This is a genomic window from Nocardioides sp. Z35_8 (assembly GCF_059621125.1).
On record NZ_JCAQIE010000004.1, the window covers coordinates 110,437 to 134,812 of the forward strand.

General features: G+C 72.0%; 26 protein-coding genes. 13 read left to right on the forward strand and 13 right to left on the reverse strand.

Annotated elements, in window-relative coordinates; all coding sequences use genetic code 11:
- Positions 1-21 precede the first annotated feature (21 nt).
- The gene (gene uvrA, locus AC54T2_RS16985) at positions 22-3,054 is read right to left on the reverse strand and encodes an excinuclease ABC subunit UvrA (protein ID WP_496666761.1); all 3,033 of its coding nucleotides are present in this window, start codon (positions 3,052-3,054) and stop codon (positions 22-24) included.
- Between the two features lie 169 nt (positions 3,055-3,223).
- Between uvrA and AC54T2_RS16990 the strand changes: the two genes are divergently transcribed.
- Genes AC54T2_RS16990 through AC54T2_RS17000 form a run of 3 tightly spaced genes read left to right on the forward strand, consistent with a single transcriptional unit; the run spans position 3,224 to position 5,338 of the window.
- Positions 3,224-3,940, forward strand: coding sequence for a maleylpyruvate isomerase family mycothiol-dependent enzyme (locus AC54T2_RS16990; protein WP_489976780.1), 717 nt, complete (start codon positions 3,224-3,226; stop codon positions 3,938-3,940).
- Positions 3,934-4,623, forward strand: coding sequence for an MBL fold metallo-hydrolase (locus tag AC54T2_RS16995; RefSeq protein ID WP_186342607.1), 690 nt, complete (start codon positions 3,934-3,936; stop codon positions 4,621-4,623). The genes AC54T2_RS16990 and AC54T2_RS16995 overlap by 7 nt, the downstream gene beginning before the upstream one ends.
- Positions 4,624-4,657: 34 nt before the next feature.
- The gene (locus AC54T2_RS17000) at positions 4,658-5,338 is read left to right on the forward strand and encodes a thioredoxin domain-containing protein (protein ID WP_186342608.1); all 681 of its coding nucleotides are present in this window, start codon (positions 4,658-4,660) and stop codon (positions 5,336-5,338) included.
- 30 nt (positions 5,339-5,368) lie between these two features.
- Here the strand turns inward: AC54T2_RS17000 and AC54T2_RS17005 are convergent, their stop codons facing one another.
- On the reverse strand, positions 5,369-5,932 hold the full coding sequence (locus AC54T2_RS17005; RefSeq protein WP_186342609.1) for a cytochrome b: 564 nt from the start codon (positions 5,930-5,932) through the stop codon (positions 5,369-5,371).
- 62 nt (positions 5,933-5,994) lie between these two features.
- Here AC54T2_RS17005 and AC54T2_RS17010 point away from each other — a divergent pair, with 62 nt between their 5' ends.
- Entirely contained in the window at positions 5,995-6,636 is a 642-nt protein-coding gene (locus AC54T2_RS17010; protein WP_186342610.1) for a sulfotransferase family 2 domain-containing protein, read from the forward strand.
- Here AC54T2_RS17010 and AC54T2_RS17015 read toward each other — a convergent pair.
- Positions 6,630-7,295, reverse strand: a complete 666-nt coding sequence (locus tag AC54T2_RS17015; protein WP_186342611.1) for a hypothetical protein — start codon at positions 7,293-7,295, stop codon at positions 6,630-6,632. The two genes, AC54T2_RS17010 and AC54T2_RS17015, sit on opposite strands and share 7 nt — an antisense overlap.
- Before the next feature lie 91 nt (positions 7,296-7,386).
- Between AC54T2_RS17015 and AC54T2_RS17020 the strand changes: the two genes are divergently transcribed.
- The 4 genes from AC54T2_RS17020 to AC54T2_RS17035 all read left to right on the forward strand — a co-directional run bounded on the left by AC54T2_RS17020 (position 7,387) and on the right by AC54T2_RS17035 (position 10,913).
- On the forward strand, positions 7,387-8,031 hold the full coding sequence (locus AC54T2_RS17020; RefSeq protein ID WP_186342612.1) for a sulfotransferase family 2 domain-containing protein: 645 nt from the start codon (positions 7,387-7,389) through the stop codon (positions 8,029-8,031).
- A gap of 128 nt (positions 8,032-8,159) precedes the next feature.
- Positions 8,160-8,690 (forward strand): DinB family protein, encoded by a 531-nt coding sequence (locus AC54T2_RS17025; protein ID WP_186342613.1) that lies wholly within the window; start codon positions 8,160-8,162, stop codon positions 8,688-8,690.
- A 174-nt stretch (positions 8,691-8,864) separates the two neighbouring features.
- Positions 8,865-10,289: an HNH endonuclease signature motif containing protein gene (locus AC54T2_RS17030; RefSeq protein ID WP_496666762.1), complete on the forward strand. Its 1,425-nt coding sequence runs from the start codon at positions 8,865-8,867 to the stop codon at positions 10,287-10,289.
- A 201-nt stretch (positions 10,290-10,490) separates the two neighbouring features.
- Complete coding sequence (locus AC54T2_RS17035; protein ID WP_186341191.1) at positions 10,491-10,913, forward strand: GNAT family N-acetyltransferase; 423 nt, start codon at positions 10,491-10,493, stop codon at positions 10,911-10,913.
- Positions 10,914-10,940: 27 nt separating this feature from the next.
- On the opposite strand, the gene AC54T2_RS17040 is transcribed toward AC54T2_RS17035, so the two are convergent.
- Positions 10,941-11,834 (reverse strand): aminoglycoside phosphotransferase family protein, encoded by an 894-nt coding sequence (locus AC54T2_RS17040; protein ID WP_496666763.1) that lies wholly within the window; start codon positions 11,832-11,834, stop codon positions 10,941-10,943.
- Positions 11,835-11,946: 112 nt separating this feature from the next.
- Here AC54T2_RS17040 and AC54T2_RS17045 point away from each other — a divergent pair, with 112 nt between their 5' ends.
- Together AC54T2_RS17045 and AC54T2_RS17050 are read left to right on the forward strand one after the other, a co-directional pair.
- Positions 11,947-12,552 carry a DUF6518 family protein gene (locus AC54T2_RS17045; RefSeq protein ID WP_489976773.1) on the forward strand — a complete coding sequence of 202 codons (606 nt, stop codon included), beginning with the start codon at positions 11,947-11,949 and terminating at the stop codon, positions 12,550-12,552.
- A gap of 58 nt (positions 12,553-12,610) precedes the next feature.
- Positions 12,611-13,909 carry an alpha/beta hydrolase fold domain-containing protein gene (locus AC54T2_RS17050; RefSeq protein WP_496666764.1) on the forward strand — a complete coding sequence of 433 codons (1,299 nt, stop codon included), beginning with the start codon at positions 12,611-12,613 and terminating at the stop codon, positions 13,907-13,909.
- On the opposite strand, the gene AC54T2_RS17055 is transcribed toward AC54T2_RS17050, so the two are convergent.
- Complete coding sequence (locus AC54T2_RS17055) at positions 13,906-14,250, reverse strand: VOC family protein (protein WP_186341188.1); 345 nt, start codon at positions 14,248-14,250, stop codon at positions 13,906-13,908. The two genes, AC54T2_RS17050 and AC54T2_RS17055, sit on opposite strands and share 4 nt — an antisense overlap.
- 83 nt (positions 14,251-14,333) lie before the next feature.
- Between AC54T2_RS17055 and AC54T2_RS17060 the strand changes: the two genes are divergently transcribed.
- Positions 14,334-14,999, forward strand: a complete 666-nt coding sequence (locus AC54T2_RS17060) for a class I SAM-dependent methyltransferase (protein WP_496666765.1) — start codon at positions 14,334-14,336, stop codon at positions 14,997-14,999.
- Here the strand turns inward: AC54T2_RS17060 and AC54T2_RS17065 are convergent.
- Genes AC54T2_RS17065 through AC54T2_RS17090 form a run of 6 tightly spaced genes read right to left on the reverse strand, consistent with a single transcriptional unit; the run spans position 14,958 to position 20,190 of the window.
- Positions 14,958-16,079 (reverse strand): prenyltransferase, encoded by a 1,122-nt coding sequence (locus tag AC54T2_RS17065; RefSeq protein WP_496666766.1) that lies wholly within the window; start codon positions 16,077-16,079, stop codon positions 14,958-14,960. The genes AC54T2_RS17060 and AC54T2_RS17065 overlap by 42 nt on opposite strands.
- On the reverse strand, positions 16,076-16,819 hold the full coding sequence (locus AC54T2_RS17070; RefSeq protein ID WP_186341186.1) for a class I SAM-dependent methyltransferase: 744 nt from the start codon (positions 16,817-16,819) through the stop codon (positions 16,076-16,078). The genes AC54T2_RS17065 and AC54T2_RS17070 overlap by 4 nt, the downstream gene beginning before the upstream one ends.
- Positions 16,806-18,089, reverse strand: coding sequence for a glycosyltransferase family 4 protein (locus tag AC54T2_RS17075; protein WP_496666767.1), 1,284 nt, complete (start codon positions 18,087-18,089; stop codon positions 16,806-16,808). The genes AC54T2_RS17070 and AC54T2_RS17075 overlap by 14 nt, the downstream gene beginning before the upstream one ends.
- A gap of 39 nt (positions 18,090-18,128) precedes the next feature.
- Positions 18,129-19,100, reverse strand: coding sequence for an NAD(P)/FAD-dependent oxidoreductase (locus AC54T2_RS17080; RefSeq protein ID WP_241005109.1), 972 nt, complete (start codon positions 19,098-19,100; stop codon positions 18,129-18,131).
- A gap of 47 nt (positions 19,101-19,147) precedes the next feature.
- Complete coding sequence (locus AC54T2_RS17085; protein ID WP_496666768.1) at positions 19,148-19,690, reverse strand: hypothetical protein; 543 nt, start codon at positions 19,688-19,690, stop codon at positions 19,148-19,150.
- Between the two features lie 5 nt (positions 19,691-19,695).
- Positions 19,696-20,190 (reverse strand): Rv1363c family protein, encoded by a 495-nt coding sequence (locus tag AC54T2_RS17090; protein WP_496666769.1) that lies wholly within the window; start codon positions 20,188-20,190, stop codon positions 19,696-19,698.
- 64 nt (positions 20,191-20,254) lie between these two features.
- Between AC54T2_RS17090 and AC54T2_RS17095 the strand changes: the two genes are divergently transcribed.
- Positions 20,255-20,914, forward strand: a complete 660-nt coding sequence (locus AC54T2_RS17095) for an ion channel (protein WP_496666770.1) — start codon at positions 20,255-20,257, stop codon at positions 20,912-20,914.
- Between the two features lie 4 nt (positions 20,915-20,918).
- Here AC54T2_RS17095 and AC54T2_RS17100 read toward each other — a convergent pair whose 3' ends face one another.
- Positions 20,919-21,482, reverse strand: a complete 564-nt coding sequence (locus AC54T2_RS17100; protein ID WP_186341181.1) for a hemerythrin domain-containing protein — start codon at positions 21,480-21,482, stop codon at positions 20,919-20,921.
- A 96-nt stretch (positions 21,483-21,578) separates the two neighbouring features.
- Between AC54T2_RS17100 and AC54T2_RS17105 the strand changes: the two genes are divergently transcribed.
- Positions 21,579-22,082, forward strand: a complete 504-nt coding sequence (locus AC54T2_RS17105) for a DUF1707 SHOCT-like domain-containing protein (protein WP_496666771.1) — start codon at positions 21,579-21,581, stop codon at positions 22,080-22,082.
- A 146-nt stretch (positions 22,083-22,228) separates the two neighbouring features.
- Here AC54T2_RS17105 and uvrB read toward each other — a convergent pair whose 3' ends face one another.
- Positions 22,229-24,358, reverse strand: a complete 2,130-nt coding sequence (gene uvrB, locus AC54T2_RS17110) for an excinuclease ABC subunit UvrB (RefSeq protein WP_496666772.1) — start codon at positions 24,356-24,358, stop codon at positions 22,229-22,231.
- Positions 24,359-24,376: the final 18 nt, after the last annotated feature.

Genomic DNA, 24,376 nt, shown 5'->3' on the forward strand with positions numbered 1-24,376 from the left:
TGTGAGAAACCTGATGGTCGGTCAGGACTTCTTCGTCGTCTTCCTGGCCGCGGTCTTCTTGGCAGGGGCCTTCTTGGCAGGGGCCTTCTTCGCCGCCGTCTTCTTCGCGGTGGCCTTCGTCGCGGTGCGCGTCGCCGGCCCCGACTTCGCGGCCACGGCCGGCTGCCGGCGCGGTGCCCCCGGCTGCTGGGCGCCGCGACCCTCCAGGATCGGCGCGAGGAAGTGACCGGTGTGGCTCTCCGGGACCGCCGCGACCTGCTCGGGCGTCCCCTCGGCGACGACCATGCCGCCCCGCGAGCCGCCCTCGGGACCCATGTCGATGATCCAGTCGGCGGTCTTGATGACGTCGAGGTTGTGCTCGATCACCAGGACGGTGTTGCCTTTGTCGACCAGGCTCGACAGCACGCCGAGCAGCTTGCGGATGTCCTCGAAGTGGAGGCCGGTCGTGGGCTCGTCGAGGACGTAGACCGTGCGGCCGGTGGACCGCTTCTGCAGCTCGCTGGCGAGCTTGACGCGCTGCGCCTCGCCGCCGGACAGCGTGGTCGCGGGCTGCCCGAGACGGACGTAGCCGAGCCCGACCTCCTCCAGGGTCTTCATGTGGCGCGCGATCGCGGGCACCGCGGCGAAGAACTCGGCGGCCTCCTCGATCGGCATGTCGAGGACCTCGGCGATGGTCTTGCCCTTGTAGTGCACCTCGAGCGTCTCGCGGTTGTAGCGGGCGCCGTGGCACACCTCGCACGGGACGTAGACGTCGGGGAGGAAGTTCATCTCGATCTTGATCGTGCCGTCGCCGGAGCACGCCTCGCAGCGCCCGCCCTTGACGTTGAACGAGAACCGGCCCTGGAGGTAGCCGCGCATCTTGGCCTCGGGGGTGGAGGCGAAGAGCCGGCGCACGTGGTCGAAGACGCCGGTGTAGGTGGCCGGGTTGGAGCGCGGGGTGCGGCCGATCGGCGACTGGTCGACGTGGATCACCTTGTCGACGTGCTCGAGGCCGGTGATCTTGGTGTGGCGGCCGGGAACGGTGCGGGCGTTGTAGATCTGCTTGGCCAGCGACGTGTAGAGGATGTCGTTGACCAGCGTCGACTTGCCCGAGCCCGAGACGCCGGTGACGGCGGTGAGGACCCCGAGCGGGAAGGCGACGTCGACGTCGCGGAGGTTGTGCTCGCGCGCACCGTGGACGACGAGCTCGCGGCCCTTGGTGCGCGGGCGGCGCACGGCCGGCACCGGGATCTCGCGGCGGCCGCTGAGGTATTGCCCGGTCATCGAGTCGGGGTGGGCGAGCAGACCCTCGACGGTGCCGGAGTGGACGACCTGGCCGCCGTGCTCACCGGCGCCGGGGCCGATGTCGACGACCCAGTCGGCCACCCGGACGGTCTCCTCGTCGTGCTCGACGACGATCAGCGTGTTGCCGAGCTCCTTGAGCCGGACCAGGGTCTCGATCAGGCGCTGGTTGTCGCGCTGGTGGAGGCCGATGGAGGGCTCGTCGAGCACGTAGAGGACGCCGACGAGGCCGGCGCCGATCTGCGTGGCGAGCCGGATCCGCTGGGCCTCGCCACCCGACAGCGACCCGCTGGGCCGGTCGAGGGAGAGGTAGTCGAGGCCGACGTCGAGCAGGAACCGCAGGCGCTCCTGGATCTCCTTGAGCACCTGCTCGCCGATCTGGCGCTCGCGCGCGGAGAGCTCCACGGTGCGGAGGTAGTGGGCGGCCTCGTCGATCGGGAGGGCGCACACCTCGGCGATGTTCTTGCCGCCCTGGTCGCGGGCACCGAGGGTGACCGACACCGAGACCGGCTTGAGGCGGGTGCCCCGGCAGGCCGGGCACGGCACCTCGCGCATGAAGCCCTCGAACCGCTCGCGGCTCGTGTCGGACTCGGCCTCGCGGTGGCGGCGCTCGACGTAGGGGCGCACGCCCTCGAACGCGGCGTAGTAGGCCCGCTGGCGGCCGTAGCGGTTGCGGGTGACGACGTGGACCTTGGTCTTGTGACCCTCCAGCAGGGAGGTGCGCACCTTGGCCGGGAGCTCCTCCCAGGGCGTGTTGAGGTCGAAGCCGAGCTCCTCGCCCAGCGCGTTGACCAGGCGCAGGAAGTAGTCGGCGACGTGCGCGCCGCTCCACGGGGCGATCGCGCCCTCGCCGAGCGTGGCGCGGGGGTCGGGGACGACGAGGTCGGGGTCGACCTCCATCCGGGTGCCGAGGCCGGAGCAGACCGGGCACGCTCCGAAGGGCGAGTTGAACGAGAACGAGCGCGGCTCGAGGTCGTCGGTGTCGATGGGGTGGTCGTTGGGGCAGGCCATCTTCTCGGAGAACTTCATCTCCCGGCCCGGGTCCTTGGCGTCGAGGTCGACGAAGTCGAAGACGACGAGCCCGCCGGCGAGGCCGAGGGCGGTCTCCACCGAGTCGGTGAGGCGGCGCTTGGACGACTCCTTGACCGCGAGCCGGTCGACCACGACCTCGATCGTGTGCTTGAGCTTCTTGTCGAGGGTCGGCGGGTCGTCGAGGGAGTGGGTCTGGCCGTCGACGCGCGCCCGGCTGAAGCCCTGCTGCTGCAGCTGGCGGAACAGCTCGACGTACTCCCCCTTGCGGCCGCGGATCACCGGCGCCAGCACCTGGAACCGGCGGCCCTCCTCCAGCGCGAGGATGCGGTCGACGATCTGCTGCGGCGTCTGCCGCTCGATCGGGGCACCGCAGGTGGGGCAGTGGGCGCGGCCCGCGCGGGCGTAGAGCAGGCGGAGGTAGTCGTAGACCTCGGTGATCGTGCCCACCGTCGAGCGGGGGTTCTTCGAGGTGGACTTCTGGTCGATGCTGACGGCCGGGCTCAGGCCCTCGATGAAGTCGACGTCGGGCTTGTCCATCTGGCCGAGGAACTGGCGGGCGTAGGCCGACAGCGACTCGACGTAGCGGCGCTGGCCCTCGGCGAAGATGGTGTCGAAGGCGAGGCTCGACTTGCCCGAGCCGGACAGGCCCGTGAAGACGATGAGCGAGTCGCGCGGCAGGTCGAGCGAGACGTCCTTCAGGTTGTGCTCGCGGGCGCCCCTGATGATGAGCTGGTCGGCCACAGTGGTCCTCGTTCTGGCTTTTGACGGAGTCGAACGCATGTTCGTCCCGGAGGCGCGTCGCGATCAAGTCGACGCACCGATCCACCCTCTCACGCAGCACCGACAGCGCCCCATCGTCCACCCGGCAGGGTGGACCGCACGGAGGCGCCGGTGGTGGCACGATGGTCGGGTGATCGACCTCCCGAGACCAGGGCCGGACACCGTCGCCCGAGCCGATCGAGCGCTCGGCCGCACGGTCGAGGCGCTCGCTGGTGCCCAGTATGCGGAGGCCTCCCAACTGCCGGGCTGGACCCGCAGCCACGTGCTCGCGCACCTCGCGCTCAACGCCGAGGGTCTCGCCGGCGTCCTGCACGGAGCCCGCACCGGACGACCCCAGCCGATGTACGCCTCGCCGCAGGCGCGCGACGCCGACATCGACGACCTCGCGTCGACCGGGCCGGAGGAGCTGCGCGAGCGCCTCGCGGCGTCGACGGCCCGCTTCGGCGAGGCGCTCACCGCGATGCGGCCCGACGACTGGGACGGCCGGTTCGAGCGCACTCCGGGCGGACCTGGCTTCGCGCTGCGCAACGCGGTGCTGATGCGGCTGCGCGAGGTGGAGATCCACCACGCCGACCTCGGCACCGGCTACACGGCCGACGACTGGCCCGAGGACTTCCGCGCGATGCTGCTGGAGTCGATGACCAAGCGCGCCTATCCTCAGCCGTTCGCCGTCCGGCCCACCGACCTCGGGCACACCTGGCGCTACGGTTCGCCCGGCGAGGCCGCCGACCAGGTGCCCGTGGTCAGTGGCACGTCGGGTGCCCTCGGCTGGTGGCTCACCGGCCGTGGCTCCGGCGAGGGCCTCACATCCGATTCCGACGAGCTACCGAAGGTTGATCCATGGTGAACGAGTCCTACACCGGCGAGGTGTCCCCCGGCGGCGAGCCGGGCGTGCGCCCGCTCGGGTGCCTGACCCTGACGAAGGTGGCCGTCGACCCGGAGATGTCCAACAACTGCTACCTGCTGCACTGCACCGAGACCGACGAGCTGGTGCTCGTCGACGCGGCGGCGGAGCCGGAGCGGCTGCTGGAGCTCATCGGCGACCGGGCCCTGACCGCGATCGTCACGACCCACCAGCACTGGGACCACCACCGGGCGCTGGCCGCGGTGAAGGCGGCCCACCCGGGCGCGACGGTGGTCGCCGGCGCCCCCGACGCCGACGCGATCGAGGAGCAGACCGGCGTCACCGTGGAGCGCCGGGTCGGCGAGGGCGACACGGTCGCCGTGGGCACGTGCGACCTGGTGGTCGTTCCGGTCGCCGGCCACACGCCGGGCTCGATCTGCCTGCTCCTCGACGACGAGGCCGTCTCCCCCAGCCCGCAGCTGTTCACCGGCGACTCGCTCTTCCCCGGCGGCGTGGGCTCGACCTTCGGCGACGCCGAGGCGTTCGCCCAGCTGGTCGGCGAGGTGGAGACCAAGCTGTTCGACCGGCTCCCCGACGACACCTGGTTCTACCCCGGCCACGGCAACGACGGCCGGCTGGGCGACGAGCGCCCCCACCTCGCTGAGTGGCGCGAACGCGGCTGGTGAGGCCCTGCTCCGACCTCCGTGGCACTGTGGAGGCATGAGCACGCGAGAGCTGACCCTGGCCGACTTCGAGCAGACCGTGAGCGGTGAGGGCATCGTCCTCGTCGACTTCTGGGCCGCCTGGTGCGGACCGTGCCGGCAGTTCGCCCCCGTCTACGAGAAGGCGTCGGAGGACAACCCCGACATCGTCTTCGGCAAGGTCGACACCGAGGCCGAGCAGCAGCTGGCGCAGATGGCCGCGATCACCTCGATCCCGACCCTGATGCTGTTCCGCGACGGGATCCTGCTCTTCAACCAGGCCGGCGCGCTGCCGCCGCAGGCCCTCGCCGGGGTGATCGAGCAGGCCCGCGGCCTCGACATGGACGCCGTACGCCAGGAGGTCGCCGCCGCGCAGGAGGCCGCCGCCGACGGACCGCAGGACGAGGTGGGTCTCGACGAGTTCGCCGCCGCCCACAGCCAGGGGGCGTTCGTCCTCGACGTCCGCGAGGACGACGAGTACGCCGGCGGTCACGTGCCCGGGGCCACGCACACCGCGATGAACGACGTCCCCGCCCACGTCGCCGAGCTGCCGCGCGACCGGCCCGTCTTCGTGATCTGCCAGTCCGGCGGCCGGAGCCGCCAGGTGGTCGACCACCTGCGAGCCCAGGGCGTCCCGGCGATCAACGTGGCGGGCGGCACCGGGGGCTGGGCGCAGCGCGGCTGGCCGCTCGAGCGCTGACGCGCCCGCTCGGGAGTGCGGGCGCCGGGCTCAGAGCATCCGGCGCAGGATCACCGGGCGCAGGTTGGTGGACAGGTGCGCCGCCAGGGCGGTGAAGAACGCCACATGCGCCCCGATGTGGAGGGGCAGCCAGGCGTCGTCCCCGGTGCCGACGAGCAACAGCCCGCTCAGCGGCACGAGGACCAGCAGCACCAGGAGGGCGCGCTCGGTCCAGTGGACCAGGCGCCGCTGGCGCGTGGAGAGGTGGTCCGACCACGGCGGGAGACCGGCCACCCGTCGCCACAGCGGGCGTACGACACCGAGCAGCAGGACGGTCATCCCGAGGCCGAGGTGCAGCTCCGCCAGGTCGAGCCCGCCGCCGAGCAGGTCGTAGTCGTCGGCGCGCGCCTCGCACGCCTCCTCGAGCCGGTCGAACCGCTCCTCCTCCGCGTCGGTGGTGTCGCCGCCGCTGCGGTCCTCCCCCGACGGGTCGCAGTCGCCGTCGAGGTCGAGGGCGTAGCCGACGGCGAACTGCGCCGCCACGGCCAGCACCGTCAGCCAGTGCAGCACCTTCTGGGAGGCCCGGTAGCCGCGCGCCGGTGCGGTCGTCGTCACGTCGCGATGCTAGGTGCTCGGCGGCGCGTGGGAGCCCTGCCGCGGTGGGATAGCCTCGCCGCGTGCTGATCAGCGACTCGCGCAAGGTGCTCTTCGTCCACGTCCCCAAGACGGGCGGCGTGTCGGTCGAGGAGACCGTCAAGGAGGCCTGCCCCGACGCCCGCAAGGCGCGCGTCCCCATCGGCCGCCACGCGACGCTCGGCAAGATCATCAAGCACGAGCCGCAGGTGATCGACTACTGGACGTTCGGCTTCGTGCGCAACCCGTGGGCGCGGATGGTCTCGTGGTACTCGATGATCTCCGCCTGGGACCGTCGGCACGGCCCCCGCAGCGGCAAGCCGCAGGACGTCAAGCACCACTCGATGCGCGACGGCAACGACATGTGGCGGGCCGCGGCCGCGTACTCCGGCTTCGACGAGTTCGTGATGCGCGGCACCGAGGAGCTGCCCCGCGTCGGCACGCCGCAGATCAAGTACCTCCGCGCCCCCAAGCACGGGCGCGAGGTCGACTTCATCGGCCGCACCGAGAACTTCGTGCAGGACCTCCAGCGCGTGCAGGTGCAGCTCGGCCTCGAGCCGACGACGCCGCCGCACAAGAACAAGTCCAAGCACGGCACCTACCACGACTACTACACCGACGAGACGCGTCAGCGGGTCGCCGAGGTCTACGCCGAGGACATCGAGCTCTTCGGCTACACCTACTGATCTCGCTGCTGACCCAGCGACTCCAGGCGGGTGCCGCGGGCGCCCGACCACACGCCGGCGTCGGCCAGGCGCCGCCACACCTCGTACTCCGGGGCGAAGTGGGCCACCAGCGCCTCGCGGGTGGCGAACCCGAGCTCGCCGTGCTCGGCGGACGAGGCGTTGCGCCGCTCGAACTCCAGCGGTCGGCCGATCCGCTCGGCGAACCACGACGTCCAGACGTCGGGACGCTCGACGGCGAGCACGTGGTCGACCGCGACGCTGCCCTGGGCGTGGATGAACCGCGCAGGGCGGCCCTTCGGCACGGGCGCCTCGTCGTCGCCGGCGAGGTAGTGGAGCGCGAACTCCTCGAAGGTCATCTCGGCCGTCGACTGCCGGCTGTCCTCGCGGGCCCGGTAGCGCCACCACGACTCCAGCCAGGCGACCGGCTCGCGGAACATGGTGACCAGGTCGTAGGACTCGCGTGGGTGCCCCTGCGCGGCGAGCTCGTGCGCCTTGGTGTGGACGAAGCCGCGGGCCGGGAGGTGCTTGCGGCCCGGCGGCGAGCCGACGACCTCGGTGGCGTACGGCGACAGAGTCCGCTCGAGCGACGTGCTCGCGGTCTTGGGCAGGGCGAGGAGCACGAAGTCCCGGCCCGGCCCGAGCTCGAGGAACGTCATCACGCGTCGATCATCGCGCATCCCGAAGCGCCGCGGCCGGGTGGCCCGGATGCAGGCGCGGGCTGCCACAGGTGCGTCGGCTAGCCTCGCGCCCGTGCTGATCTCCGACACCAGGCGCGCCCTGTTCGTGCACGTGCCGAAGACCGGCGGGGTCTCGGTCGGGGTCGTGTTCGAGCGCTGCTGCCCCGACGCGCGGAGCAAGGCGCCCGGCGTACGTCCCCCGCTCGGCCGGCACGCGCCGTACGCCCGCATCCTGCGCGCCGAGCCCCAGACGGCCGACTACTGGTCGTTCGCGTTCGTGCGCAACCCGTGGGCGCGGATGGTCTCGTGGTGGTCGATGATCCAGGACTGGGACCGCGAGTGGGGCCCGTCGAGCGGCCGGCCGCAGGGACCCGAGGCCACCCGGATGCGCGGCAACGAGATGTGGCGTGCGGCCGCCGCGTACTCGGGCTTCGAGGAGTTCGTGCTGCGGGGCACCACCGAGCTCCCGCGGGTCGGCCGGCCGCAGGTGGACTACCTGCGCGCGCCCGGCCGGGAGGTCGACTTCGTGGGACGCACCGAGTCCTTCGCCGACGACCTCGCCGAGGTCGAGCGCCGACTCGGCGGCGAGCCGGTCCACGTGCCGCACCGCAACAAGTCCCCGCACGGCAGCTACCGCGACTACTACACCGACGCGACCCGGGCGAAGGTCGCCGAGGTCTACGCCCCCGACCTCGAGGCGTTCGGCTACACGTTCTGACACCTCTCCGCGCTCCGCGCTCAGGCGACGGACCCGCGCGTTCGCTGCGGCGTCCTGGGTTCACCGACGGCGAGTGCGGGCGCGACAAATGGCATGCCACGTCTCGCTCGGACAGTACGGTCGCACCCATGACGATCGAGCGCACCGATCCGCCCCTGGCCGCCGACGAGGCCGACATGCTGGTGGCCTACCTCGACTACCACCGAGACACCCTCCGGATGAAGGTCGACGGGCTGACCGCCGACCAGCTGCGACGGACCCATCCGCCGTCGACGCTCACACTGGGTGGACTGCTCAAGCACGTGGCCCTCAACGAAGCGCACTGGTTCGGCTTCGTGCTGCACGGGCGGCCGCTGGGACAGCCGTGGGACTCCGCGGACTGGGATGCCGACCCCGATTGGGAGCTCCGCTCGGCGAGGGACGACAGTCCCGAGGAGCTGCGTCGACTCATGGATGACGCAGTCGCCCAGGCGCGTCGTGACATCGATGACGCCCTCCGGCTGGGCGGGCTCGGCCAGCCGGCCGTGACCCCGAGCCGTCGTGAGGGCGGGCAGTTCACCCTGCGCTGGATCATGCTGCACATGCTCGAGGAGTACGCCCGGCACAACGGACACGCCGATCTCATCCGCGAGTCGATCGACGGTGCCACCGGCGAGTGACCGCGCCCGGCAGCGTCACGCTTGTGGGCATCGGTTCCCGGGGGGTCGCCGTAGGAGCTGTGCTGGAGCTCTTCGCGGAGCGGGCTGTCGTGGGCCGGAGGACACGGTCGGGCGCGCCTCAGCGCCTGTGGAGACGTAGAGCGGCTGTCGGTGGTTCGCCGTAGAATCGAACACATGATCGAGACGCTGACGGGACCGGAGGTGGGTGGGGTCGTGGACCTCACCGCCGGTGGCCTGCTTGCGCTCGCGCGGGAGCGCAAGGCTGCCGAGGAGCGCGCCGCGGCCGATCTGCTCGAGGTGGCTGCGCGGTGGGCTGACCTGCACCCGCCGGAGTCGATCCACCACGCGGCGTCGTTCACCGTGCCCGGCTGTGAGCACGAGGAGCCCATCGCGGGCGAGGGCACGCCGCTGGTCGCGGAGTTCTGCGTGGCCGAGCTCGGGGGCGTGCTCGGGATCTCGACGACCTCAGCGAAGCGGCTCATCGGCCACGCTTTGGAGCTGCGCCACCGGCTGCCGCGGTTGTGGGCGCAGGTCCACGCCGGCAGGGTGCCGGCGTGGCGGGCGCGGGCGGTCGCGGAGGTCACGATCCACGCGGCACCGTCGCTGAGCATCGAGGCGGCGGCGTTCGTGGACGCGCAGGTGGCCGCCGTCGCCGGCCGCATCGGGCCGGCCCAGCTCGACCGGCTGGTCGCCGAGACCATCAAGCGCTTCGACCTCGCTGTGCCGGACCGGTCGGCCGATCCGGAGGACGGCTACCTCGACGTCGACCCGCGTCACGCGACGCTCCACGACCAGCACGTGCACTTCGCCGGCACCATGCGGTTCGAGGCCGAGCTCGACCTCGCCGACGCCCTCGACCTCGACCGCGCGCTCGCGCACGGCGCCGCGACCCTGGCCGCGCTCGGCTCACCCGAGCCGCTCGACGCGCGACGGGCCGCAGCCCTCGGTGACCTCGCCCGCACCCAGACCGCCCTCGACCTCCACCACCAGGGCACCCGGACCACCACAGCGACGCGGACCGATGACGGCCTGCCGGTCGCGCGGGAGGTCGTGCTCCACGCTCACCTCGACGCCACGATCTGCGACACCACCGTGTTCGGTCCGACCGGCCGGTTGGAGGAGGGCCAGCGGCTCGTCCTGCTCGACCAGGTCAAGGACTGGTGCGCCGACTCGCGCACGAAGGTCACGATCAGGCCGGTCATCGACCTCAATGCCCACCTCACCGCGCCCGGCTACGCGATCCCCGACCGGATCCGGGAGCAAGTCGTTCTGAGGGACCGCACCTGCGTGTTCCCGTGGTGCACCCGCCCCGCCCGCGGCTGCGACATCGACCACGTCACCGAGTTCGACCACGACGCCGCCGCGGACGGGAGACCGCAGCCCGGGCCGACGGCTACGCAGAATCTCGCCGCCCTGTGCCGGTCGCACCACCGGCTCAAGACCCACACCGCCTGGCGCTACGCGACCACCGCGCCAGGCACGTTCGAGTGGACCAGCCCCCACGGCCACCGCTACCGCCGCGACCCCACCGGCACCACCCGGATCGACGAGGCAGAGACGGCCGCACCGCCGGGCATCCCCCACCCCCGCCGACCATGACCCCGCCCCTCACCCCGCCACCCACCCGGTAGCGGGGCCACCGGCACGTCTCGGTGCGAGCGAGCGGCGCCCTGCCGTCCTCGCCGGAGGGGACCCGCGGCTCCAGTTGCGCTCGAGGAGGCCACGCACGCCCCTCCCCCGGCGACGCCCCCTGCCCGACAACCACGGCGCGAGTCCCCCGCGCGCCGCTACGCTCCGGCCATGCGAGACGCACAGATCCTGATCGGCAAGGAGGACCCGGCCCTCGACCAGCGACTCAACGACGAGCTGGACCGCTACAACGCTGCCGCGACCGCGGACGTTGCTCCCGCCGTCGAGCTCACCGTCAAGGTCGAGCAGGACGGCGAGCTGATGGCGGGGGTCTCGGGCTGGACCTGGGGACAGGCCGCCGGGATCGGTCTGACGTGGGTGCACGAGGACCAGCGGGGAACCGGTGTCGGCGCCAGGGCGCTGGCGGCGTTCGAGCACGAGGCCGTCGAGCGAGGCTGCACGCACGTCTTCGTCACGTCGTTCACCTTCCAGGCTCCGGCGTTCTACCAGCGGCTCGGCTACGAGGAGATCTTCCGCTGGGAGTCGGTGCCGACGCCCGGCCGGGACGACGTGCACCTGCGCAAGCAGCTCTGAGGCGCCGCGACCGAGGCCGGGCCCGGCTCACCCGTCGAGCGAGGCGATGAGCCGCCGCACGGTCTGCAGCGCGCCGCGCGAGGTCTCGGGGGCGGTGTCGCGGTAGTAGGTCCAGGCGCTGATGGCGGGGGCGAGCGCGAAGCCACGGGCACGGCGGTAGGCGGCCTCGTCGAGCCCGACGCTCTCGCGGTAGAGCCCGGCGGCCGACGACGGGACGTAGCCCCACATCGCGTTGAGCTCGATCGCGGGGTCACCGCGCCCGGCGGCGCCCCAGTCGATCACCGCGACAAGGCGGACGTCGCGCACCAGCAGGTTGCCGTCGTGCAGGTCGGCGTGGAACCAGCACGGCTCGCCGTCGTGCGCCGGCGCCGCCAGCGCGTCCTCCCAGACGGCGAGCACCGCGTCGCGGGAGACCGCACCGGCGTCGGCCCGGGCGGTCCACTCCCGCACCCAGGCGTCGAGGGCTGCCAGCGGGGCACCGCGTCCCTCGGTCTTGACCGGGGCGTCCATGCCCGGGACGGCGCGACAGGCTCGCACGAACGTGCCGAGCTCGACCGCCCACCGCTCCGGGTCGTAGGTGGCCTCCGTCGGCGTCGTGCCCTCGATCCATGGCACGACGGTCCACGGCCACGGGAAGCCTTCACCCGGCTCCCCCAGCGCGACGGGCGCCGGGATCGCCACCGGCAGGTGCGGCGCCAGTCGCGGCAGCCACGTGTGCTCGAACGCCACCGTCGCGGCCGGTCCGGAGATCCGGGGCATCCGGACGAGCAGGTCCTCGCCGAGGCGGAAGAGCTGGTTGTCGGTGCCGACGGGCGGCAGCCGCCGCACCGGCAGCCCGGACCACTGCGGTAGCTGCTCGGCGACGAGTCGCCGTACGGTCTCGTCGTCGGCCACGTGCTCATCGGCGTGCATCCCCGTCATCGGTGACGAACGTAGTGCGCGAGCTCGTCCTCCGGTACCGACTTTCGGTACCCAGGTGCCGGGGTCGCCCGGATCGGTGGAGCGGGCGCCCCGCCCCGTCGAGGATGGAGCCATGAACCCCATGGCCCGATGGCCCCTGTCCGCACTCGTCGTCGTGGCCGGCAGCCTGGTGCTGGGCGGGCTGACGTCGTGGGCGCAAGGCTTCCTGCCCGACGCGTTGTCGTCGTTCGCCAACTCGCCGTCCGGCTGGACGGTGCTGACCGCGTCGATGATCGTCGCGGTCCGACCGACCGTGGCCGCGGGCGCGGTGCTCGGGGTGGTGTCCTTCGTCAGCCTCGTCCTGGGCTACACGGTCGCCTCCGAGCTGCGCGGGCTCGCCTACGACCCGCTGTTCTGGAGCCTGGTGGGTGTGGTCGCCGGCCCGTTCGTCGGCGCCGCCGCGGCCGCGGTCGTCGGAGGCCACGCCGTCCGTGCGGCGCTCGGCGCCGGCGCGCTGGCGGGTGTGCTGGTCGCCGACGCGATCTACGGGCTGACGGTCGTCGGCGACACGACCAGCCCGGTCTACTGGCTGCTCTGCCTGGCCCTCGGCGTCGTCCTGCTCGGCGTGGTGGTCGTGCGGCTGCGCAGCCGGGTGGCGCTCACGACGCTCGCCGGCACCGCCGTCGCAGCCACCGGCGTGCTGGGCGCCGGCTACGCCGTGCTCAACGGGCTCGCCTGACGCAGGGGTCGGTCGGCTCGCCGGACAGGGAGTGGTACCGACGAGTAACGTATGGCACGTGAGCTTCCTGACCCGCCAGGCCGTGATCGCCGCTCTCACCGCGAACGCCCTCCGCCCGCCGCGCGGCCGACGTGCCGGGCTGCCCGCGTTCGTCGCCGGGTGGCTCTTCGGCGAGACCGCACCGCAGATGCTGGCCCTCACCGCGCTCGACGCGGCGAGCCACCTCACCAAGAGCCGTCGCAGTGGGATCCGCGCCAAGGCGGGGCTCGCGCTCGCCGGCGCCAGCGCGCTCGGCCTGGCCCACATGATCCGGCAGAGCCAGCGCGCCGAGGACCGCTTCGAGGACGCCCTGGTCGAGGGGCTCGGCGTCGACTACGTCGAGCAGCTCGACGAGGCGCCCGACCCGGCCGACCTCGCGACCCCCTGGCGACGGCTGGCGCGGCCCTTCGACTTCCGCGACGACGCCGTCCGGGTGATCAGCGACCTGCCCTACTCCGAGGCCGGCAGGCGCGGCCACCTCGACATCTACCTGCCGGCGGACCAGGACGCGATCACGGACGCCCCCGTGCTCCTGCAGGTGCACGGCGGCGCCTGGACGCTGGGCGCCAAGGAGCACCAGGGACGCCCCCTGATGAACCGGATGGCCGCCAAGGGCTGGGTCTGCGTCGCGATCAACTACCGCCTCGCCCCCCGCGACGCGTGGCCCGCCCACATCGTCGACGTCAAGCGCGCCATCTCCTGGGTCAGGGACAACATCGCCGACTACGGCGGCGACCCCGACTACCTCGTGGTCACGGGCGGCTCCGCGGGCGGCCACCTCGCCGCACTCGCAGCGCTGACGCCCGGCGACCCGGCCTTCCAGCCCGGGTTCGAGGACGCCGACACCTCGGTGCAGGCGGCGGTCCCGTTCTACGGCGTCTACGACTTCGCCGGCTCCACCGGCCTGGCCAACGCGATCGGCATGCGCGACGCCTTCCTCGGCCCGCGCGTGGTCCAGACGACGTGGCAGGACGCGCCCGACGTCTACGAGGCGGCCTCACCGATCCTCCGCATCACGCCCGACGCCCCCGACTTCTTCGTCATCCACGGCGAGCTCGACTCGCTGGTCGCCGTCGACCAGGCCCGCCTGTTCGTCGCCGAGCTGCGGCGCACCTCCAGGAAGTCGGTGGTCTACGCCGAGCTGCCGGGCGCCCAGCACGCCTTCGACATGTTCCACTCGATCCGCAGCGCGCACGCCGTGCGGGCCGTCGACCGCTACCTGACCTGGCACTGGAACACCTGGCGCCACGGCCTCGCGGCGGACAGCGGCGTCGAGCCCGACGAGATGCGCCAGGACGTGGACGCCGACGCAGGCTAGCCGTCCGCCTGGGTGATGAAGCCGACCTGGTTGCCGGCCGGGTCGGTCAGCAGGGCCAGGGACGTGCCGCCGCCCACCTCGGTCACCGGGCGTACGACGGTCCCGCCGGCGGCCTCCACCTCGGCCACCTTGGCGGCGAGGTCGTCGGTGCTCCAGTAGACGACGGGTCCGGTCATCCCGTCCCGCTCGCCCTGCGGGTTGAGCCCGATCTCCTGCCCGTCGAGGTTGAACCCGACGTAGTAGGGCGTCTCGGTGTGCGGCTCGGTCCCCCACGCCGTGCGGTAGAACGCCGTGGCGGGCGCGAGGTCGGCGGCGGGGATGACGATGGTGTGGTTGCTCATGGCTGCTCCCGTGTGTGGTGGTTGCTCTCACCCTCCTGACGGCCCCGCGGCCGCCGACGTGACACGCACTAGTCTCTCCACCCGTGCCGTCCTCCGACCCGCTCCCGCCCGACCTGCTCGAGCACGCCCGCGCGGCGAAGGGCTTCATGCCCGACGACGAGGGCGCGCTGCTGCACCGGTGGGCACGGGAGCGGCTGCCGCACGGCCCCGCCCTCGAGGTCGGCACCTACTGCGGGAAGTCCGCGGTCTGGCTCGGCGGCGCGGCACGGGAGGTCGGCGGCACCGTCCTCACCGTCGACCACCACCGCGGCTCGGAGGAGAACCAAGCCGGCTGGGAGCACCACGACGACAGCCTCGTCGACCACGACCTCGGGCTGATGGACACGCTGCCCACCTTCCGCCGCACGATCGCCGCGGCCGGGCTGGAGGAGCAGGTGGTGGCCGTCGTGGGTCGCTCCGAGACGGTCGGCAGGTGGTGGCGCACCCCGCTGTCGCTGCTCTTCATCGACGGCGGCCACGGCGTCGAGCCGGCCCGCACCGACTTCCGCACCTGGCCGCGCTGGGTCGAGGCGGGCGGGGTGCTCATGATCCACGACGTCTTCCCCGACCCCGCCGACGGCGGCCGGCCGCCCTACGAGGACATCTACCTGCCCGCGATCGCCAGCGGCGCCTTCACCGAGGTCGACGCCGTCGGCTCGATGCGGGTGCTACGTCGTACGGCGGGCGACGCCGGCGACCCGCTCGGCTGAGTCCTCGCCGGGCCGACAGCCGCACTCCAGGCCGACCTCGGCGAAGTCGGGCGCGAGCGTGGTGCCGCGCATGATGTCGGCGCCGGGCGTCCAGTCGCCCAGCGCATCGGCCGCCAGCACGACGGCCGCGGCGGTGTAGGTGGTGTGCTCGACCGGCCAGTTGACGTCGTCGGGGAACACGTAGCCGGTCCAGTAGGACCCGTCGTCGGTGCGCAGGTGCTGCATCGCCGCGAGCAGCTCGAGCGCGCGCTCCCGGTCGCCGAGGGCCTCCAGGGCCAGCACCAGCTCACACGTCTCGGCGCCGGTCACCCACGGGTTCTCCGAGACGCACCGGATGCCCAGCCCCGGCTCGACGAAGGTGTCCCACCGCTCGGCGAGGAGGGTGTGCGCCGCGGGCCCGCGGACCGCACCGCCGAGGACCGGGTAGTACCAGTCCATCGAGAAGTCGGACTTGTCGAGGAAGAGGTCGCGGTGCTCGCGGAGGGCGTGGCCGAGCCGTCCGCCGGCGAGCTCCCACTCGACCTGTGGCTCCCCCACCAGCCCGGCGAGCGCCACTCCTGCGCGCAGCGAGTGGTAGATGCTCGACGACCCGGCGAGCAGCGCCTGCTCGTTGACCGGACCGGGACGGCCGTCGCGCCACTCCTGCGACCACGCGATCCCGCCGAACGGCAGCTGCAGGCCCACCACGAAGTCGAGCGCGCGGCGCACCGTCGGCCAGGTCCGGCGCACGAGCTCCTCGTCGCGGGCGACCAGCCAGTGGTGCCACGTCGCGACGGCGAGGTAGGCCGACATGTTGGACTCGCCGGAGTGGTCCTCGACCTCGCCACCGACGATCTTCATCGGCCACGACCCGTCCGCGCGCTGCGTGTCCCGCACCCAGGCCAGGGCCCGCTCGGCCTCCTCGCGGCGGCCGCCGACCATCAGGGCCATCGCCGCCTCGAGGTGGTTCCACACGTCGGTGTGCTCCCCCGCCGTCCACGGGATGGCACCCGACGGCTCCTGGGTCGCCGCGATCGTCGCCGCGGTCTGCTCGACCTGGGCGCGGGTGAGGATCTCCTCGACCCCCAGGGCTCGGCTCATGCGGGCTTGCGGAAGTAGAGCACCATGCTCTTCCCGATGAGCGGGTCGAGCACCTTGCCGGCGTACTGGAGCGCCTTGGGGTTCTTCATGATCTCCCACACCAGGAGCCGGTGGTAGGCCTTGGCGAGGGGGTGGTCGTCGTTGGTCACGCCGACGGCGCACTTGATCCACCAGTAGGGCGTGTGCAGCCCGTGGGCGTGGTCCTTGCCGAGGAAGACCATCGCGTCGCCGGGCGTGCCGTCGTTGGACCGGCCGGCCTTGGTGACCTTGTCGACGAGCTCCTCGGCGGTGTAGATCCGGACGTGCCCGCCCTCGGCGTTGTGGTAGTCGTCGGAGAGCTTCCAGTTGACGAGCTCGGGCAGCCACCGGGGCACGGAGATGGCCAGCGTGCCACCCGGGCGCAGCACCCGGACGAGCTCCTTGATGGCGTCGACGTCGGCGTGGATGTGCTCGAGCACCTCGGCGGCCACGACGCGGTCGAACTCACCGTCGGCGAAGGGCAGCGCGAGCGCATCGCCCTCCTTGACGTCCGCCTCGGCGGCCGCGGGCACCTCACCGGCCGCGCGCATCGCGGTGAACCACTCGCGCACAGTGGCCAGCTCGTCGGCGTCCTGGTCGAAGGCGATCACGTCCGCGCCGCGCCGGTACATCTCGAACGCGTGCCGACCGGCACCGCAGCCCATGTCGAGCACGCGGTCGCCCGGGCGCAGCCCGAGCCGGTCGAAGTCAACGGTCAGCACGGATGCTCTCCTCCTGGTCCTGCTCGGGCAGGCCTCGCTCACGCCGGAAGTCGGCAATGGTCTCCTCGTAGGCGGCGGCGGTGGCCTCGGCCACGGCACGCCAGCTGAACAGCTCCTCGACCCGGGCCCGGCCGGCCGTGCCCATGGCCGTACGCCGCTCGGGGTCGTCGAGCAGCGCGGCGAGCGCCTGCTCGAGCTCGCCGACGTCGCCGGGGGTCACCAGGTCGGCGCACTCGCCGTCGGGCCCGACGACCTCCGGGATCGCGCCGGCGCGCGAGACCACCAGCGGGGTCGCGCACGCCATCAGCTCGGCCGTCGGCAGCGAGAACCCCTCGTAGAGCGAGGGCACGCACGCCACCTCGGCGGAGCCCATGACCTCCACGAGCTCGGCGTCGCTGACGCCGTTGACGAACTGCACCTTGTCGGCGATGCCGAGCTGGTCGATGAGCTGCTCGGTGCGCCCGCCCGGCTCGGGACGGGTCACCAGCACCAGGGACACGTCGCGCTCGACCGCGAGCTTGGCGAACGCCTCGAGGAGGGTCGCGATGCCCTTCATCGGTGCGTCGGCGCTGGCCATGGCGAGGATGCGGCCCGGCACCCGCGGGGCGGTCGGCGGGGCGAAGACGTCGTCGACGCCCAGCAGGATCGTCCGCATGCGGTCCGGGTCGACGCCGAAGTCGCGCGCGACGTCGCGCCGCGAGGACTCCGAGGGCGTGAGGATCGTGCGGTAGCGCTTGGCGACGCGGGCCTGCATCCGCAGGAAGCCGTACCAGCGGCGCAGCGTGAGCCGCTTGCGCCAGGTGGGCGCGGTCTGGAGGTCGATCTGCCGGTCCATGGTGATCGGGTGGTGGATCGTCGCGATCACGGGGAGCCCGTAGGACTCCAGCGCCATGATGCCGGTGCCGAGCACCTGGTTGTCGTGGGCGATGTCGAAGTCGCCGGCGCGCTCATTCATCAGCCGGGCGATGCGCGAGCTGAACGTCTTCGGCTCGGGGAACCCGGCCGTGCACATCGTGAGGAACTCCTCGACGTCGATGCGGTCGCGGAACTCACTCGGCCGCGGCACCCGGAACGGGTCGGGCTCGCGGTAGAGGTCGAGGCTCGGCACCTTCGTGAGCCCGACACCCTCGTCGAGGTCGGGGTAGGGCTGGCCGGAGAACACCTCCACCTCGTGGCCGAGGCGGACGAGCTCGCGGCTCAGGTGTCGGATGTAGACGCCCTGCCCTCCGCAGTGGGGCTTGCTCCGGTAGGACAGCATGGCGATGCGCACCGGGCCATTATGCCTACCGACAAGTAGCAGCCCGCGCCCTCACCCCTCGCTGGAGTGGCCGGGGAACACGTGGGCGGCCGGGTCGAGGACGACAGCGGCGTTGTTGACGGCCGTCGCGGCCTCTCCGAACCCGACCGCGATGAGCCGGACCTTGCCGGGATAGTCGGTGATGTCGCCGGCGGCGAAGACGCGCGGCAGGTTGGTGCGCATGGACGAGTCGACCACCACGTGGCGCTTGTTGGTCTCCAGCCCCCACTGCTGGATCGCGCCCAGGTCGGCGATGAAGCCGAGGGCCGCGACCAGCGCCTGCGCCGGACGTACGTGGGGGTCCTGGCCGTCGACCGTGATCACGACCTCCTCGAGGTGGGCCGCACCCCGCAGCTCGGTGACCTGCGCGTTGGTGACGATCTCCACGCTGGAGTCCCGGACGGCGGCGACCGTGCGCTCGTGCGCCCGGAACGCGTCGCGGCGGTGGACCAGGGTGACCGACGCGGCGATGGGCTCGAGGTGCTGCGCCCAGTCGAACGCACTGTCGCCTCCCCCGACCACGACCACGTCCTTGCCGGCGTAGGGGGCGAAGCTGGGCACGAAGAACTCCATGCCGCGGCCCACCCAGCCGTCGCCGGCAGGCAGCGGTCGCGGGCTGAACTTGCCGATGCCGGAGGTGATGAGCACGGCGCCGGCAGTGACGCGGGTGCCGTCGTCGAGCGTGACGACGACCTGGTCCTCGCCGTGGTCGAGCGTGATGGCCGTGCGGTCGAGCAGGTAGGTCGGGTCGGCGGTGGCGGCCTGCGTCACCAGCCCTTCGACGAGGTCGCGACCCTTCACGCTCGGGAAGCCCGCGACGTCGAGGATGGCCTTCTCGGGATACATCGCGGTGATCTGTCCGCCGAGCTCGGGCAGCGAGTCGACCACCGCGACGCTCATCCCGCGGAACCCGGCGTAGTAGGCCGAGAACAGGCCGGTCGGGCCGGCTCCGATGATCAGCAGGTCGGTCGTCACGTCGTCCACGTCGCGGATCCTTCCTTCGGGGCGTCCCGGCCACAAGGGCCGGTCCATCACAGGGCGTCGAGCTCGTCGACCCGCCACTCCCCGCCCGTGCGGCGCAGCGTCACCAGCACCCGGTCGAGGTCGAGCGTCGGCGGGTCGAGCCCGCGGCCCGAGGTGTGCTGGTTGACGAAGACGAGCACGCGGGCGTACGACGCGGAGGCGGACACCAGCGCCGTGTCGACGACCTCGGCGCGCACCACCGTGCGGTCGCGGCGGCTCGCGGTCGCGACGCCGGCCATCGTGCGGTCGTAGCGGTCCTGCATCGCGCTCGTCATCAGGGCGCGGGCGTCGGCCTTGTCCGCCGCGAGGGTCTCCCAGGAGTAGCTGTAGGCCGCGGCGGCAGCCTCGCCGGCACGCTCGCGCACCGCGTCCTTGACCGCGGCCGACACGAGCGTCGCCGCGGAGGAGTCGGCGGTCGCGACCGTCGGGGCCGGATCGTCGCCGGCGTCGGTCACGGCCCAGGCCAGCGCGCCGGCGGCCAGGCAGACCAGTGCGCCCAGCACCACCAGCCAGCGCCGCGCGATCGGGGTCGGGACGGGAGTCGGGGTCACGGCCGTCACCTCACGAACTCCAGGTCGCTGGTCAGCCAGCGCCCGCCCTCGTGCACGAGCCGCAGGCGCAGCCGGTAGTAGCGGACCTGACCCTCGCCGTCGGTGCCCGTGTTGGTGACGGTGCTGTTGGCCGCGACCAGGACCGTCGCGGCGTCGCCGGACTGGTCGCCCACCCCGAGCGAGACGACCTCGGGCGTCGAGACGGCCTCCGTGCGGACCGCCTCGCTGGTGAGCGTGTCGCGCTGCGAGGCGTACTGCTCGGCGAAGTCGCCGGTGGCACCGTCGAGCACCGCCTCGACGAGCGGGTCCATGTCGCGGTGGTCGACGGTGAGGAACGCCATCGCCTCGGCGCGCGCCGCCGCGGCGACGCCCTGGTGGGCGGCCGTCAGCTCGGCGTCGACCTCGTCCTGCGAGGTGACGACCAGGCCGATGGCGACCAGCAGGGCGACGAGCACGACGGCGAGGCCACCGGCCGTCCATCGCCCTGCTCGCGCTCCCACGGGGCGAACCTAGCCCAGCCGAGCCTCCGGGCGCCGCAGCGTCGCGTCCCTAGACTGCATCCTCGTGAGCAGACCTCTCCCGCAGGTGACGGCGCACCCGTCCGCGATGCTGCTCGCCGCCCAGCTGCTGCAGGTGCTCGCGTGGCCCTTCCTGGGCGGCTCGCGACTGGGCGGGGGCTTCCTCGGCGTCATCGCGATGCTCGCGGTCGGCTCGGCGGTGCTCGCGGTCCGGCGTACGCCCAACGTGAGCCGGGTCGTGTTCTTCCTGGGCGCCCCGACGATCGTCTTCACCCTGCTCGAGGCGATCTTCCCCGACACCGACGCGATCCTGCTGATCTCGGGGATGCTGCACGCGCCGTTCTACTTCTACGTCTCCTACGCGATGCTGCGCTACCTGTTCCACGACGACGAGGTCACCACCGACGAGTACTACGCGACCGGCGCCGCGTTCACCGTCGTGGCGTGGGGCTTCGCCTACGTCTTCTCGGTCGTGCAGATCGTGTGGCCCAACTCGTTCACCAACGCGTCCGGCTTCGAGCACACGTGGTTCGAGCTGCTCTACCTGTCGTTCTCGACGCTCACCAGCGTCGGCCTGTCCGACATCGTCGCCGTCGGCGAGCAGGCCCGCTCGGTGGTCATGGTGGAGATGATGGTCGGGGTCTTCTACGTCGCGATGGTCGTGGCCCGGATGGTCGGGCTCACGATGATGCGCCACCGCCGCTGAGGACTCACTCCTCGTCGTCGTCCTCGTCGTCGTCGAGGAGACCCTCGCGCTCGGCAGCCGCCACGATGCGGCGCACGTTGTCGAGGGAGCCGCAGTCGGCGTCGAGCTGAGCGTTGCGCTCGGTGGCGAAGGCCGTGCCGAGCTCGACGCGGATCCTCTCGCTGACCTCCTCACGCGCCGGGTTGAGGATCGTGAGCTCCTCCTCGGTGAGGTGGTGGTTGAGCGCCGCGGCCAGCTCCTCCACGGCGTCGTCGAAGGCCTGCGTGTCGGTGCCCTTGAGCTCGAGGACCTTCAGCATCGCCTCGTGGCCCTCGGCGTGCTCCTCCTCGCCGTGCTCGGCCTCGTGCTCGGTGATCGCGTTCTTGCGCTCCAGCTTGGGGTAGACGTGCTTCTCCTCGGCCTCGGCGTGGGCGACGTGCAGCGCCGAGAGCGCCTTGCGCACGGCGTCACGGTCGGAGGAGCTGTCGCGCAGCTGCCGGAGGAGGGTCTCGAAGCGGCGGTGGTCCTCGAGGATCAGGTCGATGACGTCGCCGGAGACGGGGCGTCCGAGGTCGATGGGGGTGCTCATGGAGCGGAGGCTAGCCATGCCTCAGGCGCGCGACCTCACCCCTCCGGGTCCGGACGACGTCCTCGTCCGTCGGCGCGCGTGCCTACGATGGGCGTCGTGCCAGGCATCGAGGTGTGGAGCCAGTTCGACCACGATCCGCGCAGCTCCGCCAACGCGGCGATGCGCGCGTCGGACCGCGACCGCGCGGTGATCGAGACCGTGCTCGCCGATGCCTTCGCCGAGGGCCGGCTCACCCGGGCCGAGTACGACGAGCGCGCCGACGCGCTGCTCGCCAGCCGCACGCTGGGCGACCTGGTGCCGCTCGTGGCCGATCTGCCCACCGCCGCGCCCGCCCCGCGCTCGTCGATCCCCGAGCAGGCGACGAGGGCCTACGTCGCCGAGCGGCGCCAGGCCGTGTGGGGCTTCCTGTCGGCCTCGCTGATCTGCTGGGTGATCTGGTTCGCCACCGGCCAGGAGTTCCCGTGGCCGCTGTTCGTGATGCTCGGCACCGGGCTCAACGCCGGGCGCGTGGTCTGGCAGAAGGACGACATCATCGAGTCCGAGACCCAGCGGCTGGAGAAGAAGCAGCGCAAGGAGCTCAGGAAGTGGGAGGAGGGCTGAGCTCCCTCGTCGAGGACCCACCGAGCTCGTTCCTCGCTCGGGGCCCTCTCCTCACTTCGTCGCCGGCGCGCTCGCTTCGCTCGCACGCTGCTCCTCGCTCGTCGGGCGCGCCACAGGCCTCGTTCCTCGGCCCGCGCGCGCCCTCCTCACTTCGTCGCCTCCATCATCTGGCGGAGCTCCTTCTTGAGGTCGGAGATCTCGTCGCGCAGCCGCGCCGCCACCTCGAACTGCAGCTCGGCGGCCGCGTGCTTCATCTGGCCGGTCAGCTCCTGGATGAGCTCGGCGAGGTCGCTGCTCGGGATGCCGGCGGTGTCGGGCGCCTCGTCGTGGATCCTCGACAGGGCGGGCGTGGGCGACTTGCCGGCCTTGACCCCTCCGGCGCGGCCCTTCTGGCCGACGTCGGCCCAGGTCTTGAGCAGCTCCTGGGTGGTCTCGTCCTCGCGGGCCAGCATCTCGGTGATGTCGGCGATCTTCTTGCGCAGCGGCTGCGGGTCGATCCCGCGCTCGGTGTTGTAGGCGACCTGGATCGCGCGACGACGGTTGGTCTCGCTGATCGCGTTCTCCATCGAGGGCGTGATCTTGTCGGCGTACATGTGGACCTGGCCGGACACGTTGCGCGCCGCGCGACCGATGGTCTGGATCAGCGACTTGTCGGAGCGCAGGAACCCCTCCTTGTCGGCGTCGAGGATCGCGACCAGCGACACCTCCGGCAGGTCGAGGCCCTCGCGCAGCAGGTTGATGCCGACGAGCACGTCGTACTCACCCATCCGGAGCTCACGCAGCAGCTCGATGCGGCGCAGGGTGTCGACCTCGGAGTGGAGGTAGCGGGTGCGGATGCCGGCGTCGAGGAGGTAGTCGGTGAGGTCCTCGGACATCTTCTTGGTGAGCGTGGTGACGAGGACGCGCTCGCCCTTGTCGGCGCGCTCGCGGATCTCGTGGATGAGGTCGTCGATCTGGCCCTTGGTCGGCTTGACCACGACCTCGGGATCGATGAGGCCGGTGGGCCGGATGATCTGCTGGACGGTGTTGTCGACGCCGCCGACGCGGTCGAGCTCGTAGTTGCCCGGGGTGGCCGAGAGGTAGATGGTCTGGCCGATCCGGTCGACGAACTCCTCCCACTTGAGCGGGCGGTTGTCCATCGCGCTCGGCAGCCGGAACCCGTGGTCGACGAGGTTGCGCTTGCGGGACATGTCGCCCTCGTACATGCCGCCGACCTGCGGCACCGCGACGTGGGACTCGTCGATGACGAGGACGAAGTCCTCGGGGAAGTAGTCGAGGAGCGTGTTGGGGGCGCTGCCCGGAGCGCGGCCGTCCATGTGCATCGAGTAGTTCTCGATGCCCGAGCACGAGCCGACCTGGCGCATCATCTCCACGTCGTAGGTCGTGCGCATCCGCAGCCGCTGCGCCTCGAGCAGCTTGCCCTGCTTCTCGAACGCCGCGAGCTGGTCGTCGAGCTCGAGCTCGATGCCCCGGATCGCCCGCTCCATCCGCTCGGGACCGGCGACGTAGTGGGTGGCGGGGAAGACGTGGAGCTCGGTGTCGTCGGAGATCACCTCGCCGGTGATCGGGTGGAGCGTCATCAGCCGCTCGACCTCGTCGCCGAAGAACTCCACGCGGATGGCGAGCTCCTCGTAGACCGGGAAGATCTCGAGCGTGTCGCCCCGCACCCGGAACGTGCCGCGGGTGAACGACATGTCGTTGCGGGTGTACTGGATCTCCACGAGCCGGCGCAGCACCGAGTCGCGGTCGTGCTCCTCGCCGACCTTGAGCCGCAGCATCCGGTCGACGTACTCCTGGGGGGTGCCGAGGCCGTAGATGCACGACACCGTGGAGACCACGATCGTGTCGCGGCGGGTGAGCAGGCTGTTGGTCGCGCTGTGGCGCAGCCGCTCGACCTCCTCGTTGATCGAGGAGTCCTTCTCGATGTAGGTGTCGGTCTGGGGGACGTAGGCCTCGGGCTGGTAGTAGTCGTAGTAGGAGACGAAGTACTCCACCGCGTTGTGGGGGAAGAGCTGGCGCAGCTCGTTGGCGAACTGCGCGGCCAGCGTCTTGTTGGGCTGGAGCACCAGGACCGGCCGCTGGAGCTGCTCGGTGACCCAGGCGACGGTGGCCGTCTTGCCGGTGCCGGTCGCGCCGAGGAGCACGACGTCCTTCTCGCCGCCCTGGATGCGGCCGACGATCTCCTTGATCGCGGCCGGCTGGTCGCCCGAGGGCTCGTAGTCGGACACCACCTTGAAGGGGGCCACCCGGCGCTGCAGATCGGTGACTGGACGCATGACTCGAGCGTACGCGGG